Origin of the sequence: Gemmiger formicilis (assembly GCF_018784445.1) — a bacterium.
Taxonomy (GTDB): domain Bacteria; phylum Bacillota; class Clostridia; order Oscillospirales; family Ruminococcaceae; genus Gemmiger.
This window is the reverse complement of record NZ_WQOH01000009.1, coordinates 1-10,982: the sequence shown is the minus strand read 5'-3', so window position 1 is coordinate 10,982 and position 10,982 is coordinate 1. Positions and strand designations below refer to the sequence as shown.

Annotated in this window: 7 protein-coding genes; all 7 read right to left on the bottom strand. The window is 53.0% G+C overall.

Annotation, left to right across the window (positions count from 1 at the left end):
- Positions 1-69 precede the first annotated feature (69 nt).
- The 7 genes from GPK89_RS03805 to dcm all read right to left on the bottom strand — a co-directional run bounded on the left by GPK89_RS03805 (position 70) and on the right by dcm (position 10,773).
- Positions 70-606, bottom strand: coding sequence for a tyrosine-type recombinase/integrase (locus GPK89_RS03805; RefSeq protein WP_275951421.1), 537 nt, complete (start codon positions 604-606; stop codon positions 70-72).
- Complete coding sequence (locus GPK89_RS03800) at positions 603-1,835, bottom strand: site-specific integrase (RefSeq protein WP_113999127.1); 1,233 nt, start codon at positions 1,833-1,835, stop codon at positions 603-605. The genes GPK89_RS03805 and GPK89_RS03800 overlap by 4 nt, the downstream gene beginning before the upstream one ends.
- A 138-nt stretch (positions 1,836-1,973) precedes the next feature.
- A complete protein-coding gene (locus GPK89_RS03795) occupies positions 1,974-2,120 on the bottom strand; it encodes a DUF3846 domain-containing protein (RefSeq protein ID WP_242979478.1) in 147 nt (48 codons plus the stop codon).
- Positions 2,101-8,124 (bottom strand): prealbumin-like fold domain-containing protein, encoded by a 6,024-nt coding sequence (locus tag GPK89_RS03790; RefSeq protein WP_215691659.1) that lies wholly within the window; start codon positions 8,122-8,124, stop codon positions 2,101-2,103. Before GPK89_RS03790 ends, GPK89_RS03795 begins: the two co-directional genes overlap by 20 nt.
- Positions 8,125-8,181: 57 nt before the next feature.
- A complete protein-coding gene (locus tag GPK89_RS03785; protein ID WP_215691658.1) occupies positions 8,182-8,667 on the bottom strand; it encodes a gamma-glutamylcyclotransferase family protein in 486 nt (161 codons plus the stop codon).
- An 11-nt stretch (positions 8,668-8,678) separates the two neighbouring features.
- The gene (locus GPK89_RS03780; RefSeq protein ID WP_215691657.1) at positions 8,679-9,629 is read right to left on the bottom strand and encodes an amidoligase family protein; all 951 of its coding nucleotides are present in this window, start codon (positions 9,627-9,629) and stop codon (positions 8,679-8,681) included.
- Entirely contained in the window at positions 9,619-10,773 is a 1,155-nt protein-coding gene (dcm, locus tag GPK89_RS03775; protein WP_430750592.1) for a DNA (cytosine-5-)-methyltransferase, read from the bottom strand. Before dcm ends, GPK89_RS03780 begins: the two co-directional genes overlap by 11 nt.
- Positions 10,774-10,982: the final 209 nt, after the last annotated feature.

Below are 10,982 nucleotides of genomic sequence, written 5' to 3'. Positions count from 1 at the left end.
TGCTATACCAATTTTCACCACCTTAAAATTTCTCTCGAAAATTTTGTTTTGGGGCTTGACTTTTAATAGTTAGTCTTTCCCGTTGTGTACAGTAATAATGCCTGTATCCAAATCGACATCCTTCACTCTTAGCCGGAGCACCTCACCTATACGAAAACCACAGCAATATAAAAGCCGGATAACAGCAGGTATGACCAGATGCCTTGTTGGCGCATTATTCCTGACCGGCAGATTATCTGCTGCATATAATAATCGCCGTATTTCTTCAACAGTAAATATATGCGGGGTAAAAGTCGAACTGTTCTTTAGTTTGCTGGTATCCGGGACATAGGAGATTCCGTCCTGCGTGTATGCAAATTTTGCAAAAGCGCGTATCGCATTATGTCTGACTATTTTCGAACGGTTTGAAAGATATGGCTTTAATAAATCCCATGCGTCAATAAGCTCTTTTGTCACCACGGGGGCATCCGAGAGTTCCTTTGAAAGGCAGTCCAGTTCCTGCATATAATAGCCGCAATGCACGGAGGTATATCCCTCATTTTGTCGAGATTCCAGATATTTCCATATTATTGGCGCAAGCTGGCTTGTGAAAGTAAATTGTTTCATAGTAATCCCTCCAAACTCAGCGAACATAACCGCATATGTTCAATATCGACCCGCAAGTAGGTTTCTGTTACACTGATGTTACTGTGACCGAGGATTTGGGACACATCCTGCACCGGAGTGCCTTTTCTCAGCATATTTGTGGCAAACGAATGGCGGATAGTGTGTACGCCTGTGTGCCTCTTTGTTGGGATAGCAATCCCTGCTCTGCGTAAATACTTATGAAATTCCGGATTGAAATTGTTATGCTCACCCAATGGCTGAAACGGTGCGTTATGGCTCAGAAAGATAAAAGCCGAGGAGGACTGTGGGCGGCCATCTTGCAAATAAGAAATAATCGCCATACCTAGCTCTTTGCTGAGTGGCAGACTCAAGGCGTTCCCTGTCTTCTGCTGAGAAAGTGAAATGCAGTTTTCCTTCCAGTTAATATTTGAAAATTTGAGTCCCAAAACGTCGCTTATCCTTAACCCTGTTCTTGCAAGAAGCAGAAAAATCGCGTAATTCCGCCTTCCAACTGGATTGGCAGTATCGATGACTGCAAGAATCTTGTCGATTTCTTCAGGACTCCATACCTGTGGAATCTGGGGTGCAGTGCGTTTGAAGTTTGGGAGTTGAAGGGAATAATCCAAATCCGTATATTTGTGGTCATAAAGCCAGTGCAGGTAAGCACCAACTTGTCGGCATCTTGCTCTACGAACATTCATGCATATTTCTGAAGCATTGCTCATAGCCGTGGAAAAACAGTTGATAGTCTCCGCATTTATGCTTTTGATGTTCTGTGTGTTTGATGAATGAACAGCAAGCAAGAAAAGCCTCAATGCTGCTATTGTGTTGTCCATCCACGATCTCGAAAAATTCTGCATTTTGCAATAACTCAAGTAGTCGGAAAAAAACTTATCGAAACAATCGTCATCAATAGAAGCAACGCCATAAACTTTACGGCGGCACACTGTTCCCGTGCGAAAAATCTCGTCCAATGCATTCATGTGACGCCGTGCATGGCGCATTCGACCGTCAAGAGTCTGATCTATAGCGTGGACATCGACTCCGAAGTATTGAAGCAAAAACTGCTCTGCAGTTTCACGGCTATAAGCGGGAGAGGCTGAATACGAAAGAAATCTGTTCCATGTAGCTCTATAAAACCCAAGAGTACTTTTCTTGTAACCCTGACCGAGTAGCCATTGCTCGGTCTTTTCCATCAATTCCTTGATTGGTATTGTTGCTTCAGACATTATAAAACCTCCTGATGTTATTTGCAGAGCATTGTGTCTCTACATTATGTAGAGTATCACAAAAAGCTACCGGCTAAAATACAAATGAAATCAGGAGGTACGAAAGGAGATGTCAATTATGCTACACATAACATATAACTACGCATTACAGACGATACAGGCGCTATCCCGCCAAGGGTACACGGCCTCGATGGTGCCGCCGACAACTGCCTGCTCGGCTTCAAGGGTGTGTTCAATGTCGGCTTCGCGGGGGTATTTTCCGGGTTCAACGATCAGAACTTTCATCGGCATCCTCCTCATCAGAAGTTTCTTTCAGCGCATTTTTCTGCCTAACGGTCAGCAGCACGATACCTGTCGCAGACGCAAGAGACACGACCACAATAGCCAGCAGTGGGAAACCATCTCCCGTCCGCGGGAGGGTCTGCACCTTATGCGGCGTAATAACCGGCGTAGGCGCAGGTGTAGGTGCCGGGGTTGCAGCGGGCGTCGGCTGCGGTGTGGGAGCCGGAGTCGGTGTGGGCGTGTCCTCACGGGGTGTAGCTTCGTCAATCATCTGAATCAGGCGTTTGTCGGCGCGCACCCATTCGGCATCGGCATTTTTGCGGACGAACAGACAAACACTTTCGTCTGCCTTCTGTACTTTGAACTGTACTGATTCGGCAATTTCAAAGCCAGCCGGGGCGGCATCTTCGGTCAGGGTGTAGATGTACTCCTTGGTTTCGCCTGACAGCTTGATAAATTCATCCGAGATGGGAACACGGTGAGTTTTGTAGTCTGTCACCCAAGTGTCAATAACTTCGCCGCCAGCATCACGGATCGTCAGCGTAGCACCCGGCAGCAGATTACCCGCAATGTCCGTTTTGTCGATATCCAACACAGGCGCATCCTGCATGATGATTGTGGCATTGTCGAGTTTTGCCCAATCATCGTCGGATTTTACATATACCTCATTGACCTGCTCTGTACCTTCCTGCACCAGCTTGAACACGATGCTTTCGGCTTCGGCATAGCCGTCCGGGGCACGTTTCTCCGTCAGGGTGTACTCTTTTTCAAGTTCCAGACCTCGCACGGTGTGCGGCACTTTGCCGGAGGTCCAGCCCTCGACCAGACTGCCGTCTGCATCGCGGATTTCCAGCTTTGCACCGGGCAGTTCCTTGCCGTTGGTGATGTCCCGCTTAGAGATATCCACGGTGGTACGGAGATTTGTGTTTGTTCCGTCCACGACCTGCCACGCGATTTGTTGTCCCTCATAGGTGAACTCTACATCCACAGGGGTGCTGTCCAGCAGGTAACCCGCAGGGGCGGTGATTTCCACAATGCGGTATCTGCCGCTGTTCTCGCGGCTGGTGCTTCGCGGACCTGCAGGGTCAATGTAATATTCGCCGCGAATCGGCACGTCCACATCAAACCAAGTAAAGCCTCTGGCGTTGGTTGTGCTACTGGTGGCCAGCTTTGTACCGGCGTCCAGCAGCTTTGTACCGTCCGCGGAATAAATGTCATCCACGGTGTAGAGTTCATACACCGCACCGGGCAGATAGGTCAGCGCCTCTCGGTCCTGCTTGTAAATGCCTACACCGATTTTGCTGACCTTATCGCCGGGCTTTTCGGGAACAGGCAGCACACGGGCATTTTCAAACACAAGCGTCTGCCCATTCTTGTGGGCATTCGAGGCGTCCTTGACATTCACAATGCTGTACGAACATTCCTTGTCGCCGTCCTGCTCGTGGCTGACAATAGTTTTTGCCAGCACAATGTCATTTTTCTGGTTGTCCCAGCCGAATTCCACAGTGTAGCTCTGCTGGGTCAGCACAAAACCATACGGCGCTTGAACCTCGGTAATGGTGTACTTACCCAGCGGCAGGGTCACGGTAACTTCGCCTTTGGTGCCATCATGGGAAACTTTCAAGAAATCATAGGTTGCCTGCGTGCGGGTGGGGCTGAATTTCACCTCGTCCACCTGACCCTCCGCGCCGGTAGTAACGGTTGCAACGAGGTCACCGTCTTTGTACCAGTAGGTGCCTTGGCGGTCTGGTGTGGCAATGTCGGCTGCAGCGTGAATTTCGTACACTGCGCCCGCAAGGTCGTCCTGCGTGTAGATGAACTGACCATCTTGGTAGTCGGTCAGCACATTGCCCTGTTTTCGGATGGTAAGCTGACCGAGCGTTTCGTGGTTGCAGTATTTCTCCGTGACGATGTACTCATCCATGTCGTTGGTGGCATTGCCCACAACCTGCCAGACGCGGTCGGACTTGATTTCAAATTCTACCGAGTAGGCAGGATCGTTATAGTACCCTTCCGGGCCTTGCAGTTCCTCAATCAGGTATCTGCCCAACGGCAGTTTTTCGGGTGTTTTCATAAGACCGTCTGCATCGGTGTAGAACACATCCGTTTTCTTGGTGGCGCTGCCGTTGGCTGGGTCGATCATGGAAATGCGGGTCTTATTACCCTTGTCATCCAATTTGTACAAGGCAAAAGAGGTGTTGGCGATTTTGACCGCCTTGCCGGTTTCTGTATCGGTCTTGATAAGCTGCAAATAGCCTTCCAGTTCCTCGTCCAGCACGTTAAAAGTCATATAATTGTTGCTGGCGGTGGTGACGCTGCCCGCAGGAATCGTGAATCGGCTCTGCGGGCTGTTGGCATCCACTGTCACGATGAACGGGTCGCACTGGAACACATCCTTGGGGATGGTGGTTTCGACGACAAGGTACTGCCCATAGGGCAGCCCTTCTACGCGGAAGATGCCCTCATCGTTCGTGAACATTTCTCCCAGCCTATACTCGGCGGGCTGATCCGTGGGCATCCAGCCGTTGCCCCTGCCGTTGGCGTAGTCGCCGTCTGCGGTCAAGGTCGTGTTATAGGCGTTGACCGTGTCGGTGTTGCCCTCGAACATATTGGCGATGGCTTGTCCCTCGGCGGTGAAATCGTATTTTAGTGTGGCGTTATCGTAATTGTCCTTGCGGTAGGCAGATAGGATGCTGGCGGCATCGTAGCTGCCGTCCGGGTTCTGCTTGAACTGCGCCGCCTTGCTCAGTTTAGAGATGCGATAAACGGTAAAGCCCGCACCCTCCAGCTTCAGTGCCGGGGAGGGCTGGCCTGTGGTCGATACCAGTTTGTTCAGAGAAAAACCGGATTTCAGCACTTCGTCTTGGCTTTCTTGCTCGGTGTGGATGTGGTAGGTCGATTCATCCGCATAGGACAGGGTTTTGTAGTGGTTGACCTCATCGCAGAGGTAACCTTTCGCGTAGGAAAGATAATAGCCATCCCACGCCTTGCTGCCGTCCAGCTTGCGGCTTTCGGAAACAGCGGAATACTGGTTTTTGTAGATGTAATCCTTATATTCGCCGCTATCCACAGCGAGATTTGCATACTTGCCGGTGCGTTCCAGCTTCTTATTTAGCTGCGGATACTTCCCGGTAATGTACAGTTTGCCGTTGCCGTCAATGGGCAGCACCAGCCCGGTGGCACGCTCGACCAGATAGTAGCGGCCCATGTACAGGTTGGCAAAAGCCAGCTTTCCGTCTGTGATTTTGGCAGACGCTACCAGCCGGTCTTTCTGCAAAATGGGCAGGTAATCGGTGTCCCAGCCGCCGTTGGTGAGGACAGTGGTGTGCCAGATAGGTTGTCCGTTGGCATCGGTGATTTTGCTGTAGTCCACAATGCCGGTCACGCCGTCCGGCTGCGTGATATTCTCAGCGGCGTACAGATCGTACACAGCACCTTCCAGCGTAGTGTCACCGTTGCAGCCCGCAGCCAAATACCGCGCGGCGTCCAAGTCCACTTTTGTCAGCAGAATATTGCCGAGAACGCGGTCATTCTGCATCTTGTCGGCGCTGGCGCACATGGTGTAGGAATCTTCGTTGTTGGCAATTCCGGTGGGGTCTGTGGCGTAGGTCTTATCTGCGTTGCGGCTGCCAAAGGTGATGGTGACCACACCCTCGCCGGTGTCGATGAGGGTACCGCCGCTGTTGGCCGTGGTAATGTCGGCGTTATAATCCGCGTTGCCCAGCCAAATCGTCTGACCGTCCAGCGCTTTGGTAATCTCAAAGGCATACGCCCGCTTGCCGAGAACAGAACCTGCCGTGCCGGGTTTGGTTACATCCGTCCAATCGCCGTAGTACCCGCTGGGTGCGCGGCTCTCCACGATGACAAACTTGCCCTCGTTGCGCTGGGTGTAATAAATATTGTCCGAACCATTGGCATAATTGCTATGGTTGATGACCTTGTAAGTGCCGTTGCTCTGGCGCTCAACTTTGTATTGGTTATACCCACCATTAGGGATATAGCACTGCCGAACGGTGTCCCACGCAAAAATCTTAAACTCGGCATCGCCCTTGATGCGCTGCTTGGTTTCGCTGTCGATTTTGTCGATGCTGACCTTTACCGACCACTCATCGTTCTGCATTTTGTAGTCGTTGCTGCTATTTGCAGGAACTGTAATAGTCTGGTGGCTGCCCAGCGCACCGGGCGTGGAATCAAAGCCGTGCGGGATGGTGACCTCGTCATAGCTGAATGTAATATTGGCAAGCTGCGCCCGCGCCGCGGCAATAGCGGCATCTACCATGCCCTGCGCTTCGTTCTGCAGCTGCCCAATGGCCGCGTTCTTGGCAGCTTCGGCAGCAGCATCCGCTTCGGCTTGGCTGGTGAACGGTCCTTCCTGCCCGCCGAGCGTACTGGTGCTGGTCTTGGACACCTCATAGTGAACCGTCCATGTGGCAGAACCGTCGCCGCCGTTGAGGTGAAAACTGTCATCCTGCGTGTGACCGCTTGTGGTAATGGTCTGCGCTCCGGCAGGACTCATCTGCCAGCTGCCGCCGTCCACGCTGCCGCCGGTCCGGCTGGGCGTGACGGTAATGACCGCGCCGTCCACCTTTTCCAGCGTGTTCAGCTGGTACTTGTCGGTGTTGACAGTGAATGTCAGATCAAAGCTGCCGCCGGCAGTCTGGGCGGGAGCTGTCCATGCAGCGGAATAGTACTTCGGTTCCGGAACACTCGGCACATCCGGGATCTCAGTGCCGCCCGTAATTTCTTCACCGACTAGTGCCACAACCTGCCACGCATACCCTGCGGGCGGGTTATAGATGTAGGTGTAGTAGCCGTTTTCCCCGGACTGCGCATCTGTACCGTTTACGAGTTCTTCCGCAGCAGCAATATAGGTCTGCGCCGCGTAGCTGTCGGGATAGTTTTCCATGATCCACTGCTGGGTTTCATCGTAAAGGCTGCCAAGGATGTCCGGCTGTTCTTCACAGCCTTCAGGATCATCTTCAAGGCATGCCACAACAGGACGGTCATCCAGCATATCCAGACTCAGCTGACCAAGACCGCCCCAGATGTTGACCTGGTTTGCATAGTGGTTGCCGGGGGTATACTGGCCGGGTTCAAGGCGGGACACATGAGAGAAGCTGTAGGTGGGGCAGCCCTTGGGCTGGCCGTTCAGGCCGTGGCTGCAGCAGTAGGCTTCCTGACCGTTGAACCAAATCAGCCATGTGCCGCCCTCTTTGGCGATGCTTGTGATTTTTCCAGTGGCATACGGCGGAGTCGGTCCTGCAGCATAGGCGGCAATGCCGTCATCGCCGGTGTCGGCATACATCTGTGTGGGTGCGGCATCCTCGCTGATCTGTACATGGATAGATTTTGACTGCGAACTGCCGTCCGAATCCGTATAGACCAGCTGCGCCGTAAAGTCGGCAGAGGCTTTCACATACAAGCCGGTGGCTGCTGCCGACTGCTCCGAGTATGTCTGGTGCAGGATTTCAGCCTGCTCCTGCTCGTCTGCCGGGATAGGCTCATAATCGGTGGAGCGGTAGCTTAAAAGCTCTACACCGTCCGGCAGTATGATTTCAGATACCGCACCGTCTGCCGGGTATTCGACCTGCGCCAGCAGTGGAACAACGGCATAGTCTGTACCGGGAGTTTTGCCGATTGTGACCGTGTTCTCATCTGCGTTCAGCGCATCGGCATCCATATGGGCATCTACGCCGTCATACAGGTCGGAAACCCACGCGGAGATACCGATTTTTGTTTCGCCGGTTGCCACGGGCAGACCCATGCTGCCAAGGTAACTGCCGGTAGGCGCGTCCGGCAGATCGTTGTAAAGATTCTCGGTAATCTGCACAAGGTTTGGTGCCGTGGTGTCCGCTTCGGCAGTTTCGGGGGTGACCGCTTCGGCTGTCTCCGGCGTGGCTGCGGCATCCTCCGCAAAAGCGGGCAGCGCTGCGCCCAGATTTGTGAGCGCAATTCCACCCGCCAACAGCAGCGACAAGCCCTGCTTTATTCTGTGTTTGTTTTTCATACTGGTTCTCCTTTTGTTGCAAAAGAAAAAGCCCGCTGCGGGTTGCAGCGGGCTTGGTTAGCGTTCGGGAGCGTGTTTCTTAGGGGTAGGCGCGGCTCTGGCCTTGTAGGCTTTGCGGTATTTTTCGTCAGCATCATAGAACTGCTGCGGAGAGATACCGGCATCCAGACACCCCTGCATGACAACCGCATGGTAGCGGCTGCTGACCGGGAGAAGCTGGTCGCGGTACGGTGCGTTCATCGTGTAAACCATAATTTCGTGCGGCGTACCATCTGCATCCATTACCGTCACGGTTTCCTTGTCATAGAATGTCGGGTAGCCCTCGTAACAGTCAAGCTGAGATTCGTCATGGTCGGTGACAGACCAAATCAATCCCTCAACGCTTGCGTCCTCTTTGGGCAAAATCGTCAAGTAGCCGCGCCGGAATGCCAGCTCATAGCCATTCAGCTTGGCGATCCCTACGACGGTTGCCTCCGGGCAGCGGTAGACCATCTGATCAAAATTCAGATTGGAACCATAGGCAAAGTATTCTTTTCGAGACATTGGGTTTCTCCTTATCTGACCTCATCTGTATGAAGCCGTGGTTGATTGCTGGGATACAGCGACTTGTCGTGCCGCCACGCCTTGTCACCGGGAAGATTCTTCAGCAGATGCATCCGCACATTCTTATACTCCGGGCCGATCAGCCCCAGCCGCAGCAGAAAGGTGCGGAAGGTGAACGCCGGATTATCCCCGATGGGCGTTTTCCGGAACTGCGTGTACTTCTGGTTGATGCCCTGCGCCGAGATTGCCATAGCCAGAATGATGTTTGCTTTGGCTTCGCCCGCATGGAGCGTGGAGTTGAACAACCGCCATTCGATTGTACCGTGATAGAATACAGAATGCATATTGCAAGCCCTGTACCGTGACGAATGGTAGTGATAATCACTCCCATCCCGCCCTTGATACCAGCGATCTTTCAGTTGATCCATACTCGCGCCGCTGGGCAGCTTGCGGATTTCCTCCAGAATAGGCTCATCCACCGCCTGACAGTAACTATCAATGCGGGCAGGGTTAACTTTCAAAGCTGCAAACAAAATATCCTCTTTTGAGTACATAATGGACAGCACATTTTTGAGGCTCTGCGGCGTGTGCTTGCTTGCATCCACATGGACGTGCATTCCGCAGCTGTCGTTTACGATGCCGCCTGCGCGGCGTAAGGAACGGACAACCTCCTGCAGCTTTTCCATCTCGCCGTATTCAAGCTTGGGGGAGTTCAGTTCAACCTTGTAGGTTTCCCCGATAAGAACAGACCGCCTACGGCATTCGGGATGGATGCTGCCGTCCCGGACGATTTTCCACTCTTTACCGTCCAAATCTTTGACGCGGTAGGCATCGTAGCCACCACCGGAATGCTCGGCACGGGTGCCAAATAAGTCTGCCAGCGTTTGGGCTGCCGTGGCACGGTTTATCCCGGTCAGTTCGATTTCACAGCCAAAATACTGGTCACGGAAATCAAGGGGCAAGCGCCTCACCCCGCAGTTCCGCGTCCATCTTGGCAATGCGCCGCCCGATGGCTTCCACCACATTGACCGTCACGCCGTTGCCTGCCTGCTTGTAGGCTTGATTATCGCTTTGAATGGCAAGCACCGTGTCGATGCGGTCATCTGCCCAGCCCTGCAGGCGCAGACATTCGCGCGGCGTCAGGCGGCGGATGCGCCCCTCGTACAGAACACCGTGACGGTCTTTTGTGGTAAGTGTATGCATGGGTGCGCCAGGCTTACCGGTGCGTTCGGTGTTGCGGGCGAGGTCTGACTTGATGGGATTTTTGACCGGGCGAACTTCAACAGTGCCTTGTTGGCAGCCCGTTGTAAGTGTATGCGCAATCTCTTTACCAACCCGTCCGCGCCGACTGTTGACTGTGGCGTAGCTCAGGTCGATGCTGTCACCGACCTGTGCCATCTGGTAGCCGGTTTTTGTGGCGCACTGGATCGGCACTCCCACCTCATACAGCCCGGTTTTGCCACCGAAGCCACCCGGATTGGCAGCCAGCGTACAGCTTAATCCTTCGGGGGAGTAGACGCGCTCCCCTTGGTGGCCACCGTGGGTTTGAATAAGAGAACTTCCTGCTGTTTCGGTGAAAGGAAATACTTTTCCTCTACATCGCTCATCAAGATATCCGATAATGTACACGCGGTTTCTTGACTGGGGGACGCCGAAATCTTTGCTGTTAAGACATTGCCATTCCACACCATACCCCAGTCGGTCCAGCGTGTTAAGGATCGTCGCAAATGTCCGCCCTCCGTCATGAGATAACAGGCCGGGTACATTTTCAAACAGCAGATACGGAGGCTTCCGGGCTTCAGCCAGGCGGGCCAGTTCAAAGAAGAGAGTGCCGCGTGGATCTCCGAATCCTTTTCGGGTTCCTGCAATGCTGAAAGTCTGGCAAGGAAATCCGCCGCAGAGCAGCTGGAAGTCTGGCATGGTGCTGGGGTCGGCTTTTCGGGCATCTTCAATGAACCACTCTCCCTTCGTGTCAAACAGGGCGTTGTAACTGCGGTTGGCGTATTTGTCGATTTCGCAGTGCCCTACGCATGTAAAGCCTCCGGCACGGGTCAGTCCCTCGCGGAAACCGCCGATGCCGGAGAACATATCCACGAACTTGATCAAGGGCACAACTCCCGATGGGGATGTTTGCCACATTTGCGAAGGTACTTAATAGGCGCCCCTCATCAAAAGCAAAAGCAGCCCGTCACAGGCTGCACCAAACAAAATTTTTTTACCGTTCATAATGTATAAACCTCCTCGTATTATAAAGTAGTAGTTATTAGAGTCCCTCTCCAAGGACAAAATGCTACAATAGACAAGGTGCTGTGGAT

Bases quoted from the DNA above. Each gene is read 5' to 3' on its own strand.
- GPK89_RS03805 (WP_275951421.1), bottom strand. From the start codon at position 606: ATGAAACAATTTACTTTCACAAGCCAGCTTGCGCCAATAATATGGAAA.
- GPK89_RS03800 (WP_113999127.1), bottom strand. From the start codon at position 1,835: ATGTCTGAAGCAACAATACCAATCAAGGAATTGATGGAAAAGACCGAG.
- GPK89_RS03795 (WP_242979478.1), bottom strand. From the start codon at position 2,120: ATGAAAGTTCTGATCGTTGAACCCGGAAAATACCCCCGCGAAGCCGAC.
- GPK89_RS03790 (WP_215691659.1), bottom strand. From the start codon at position 8,124: ATGAAAAACAAACACAGAATAAAGCAGGGCTTGTCGCTGCTGTTGGCG.
- GPK89_RS03785 (WP_215691658.1), bottom strand. From the start codon at position 8,667: ATGTCTCGAAAAGAATACTTTGCCTATGGTTCCAATCTGAATTTTGAT.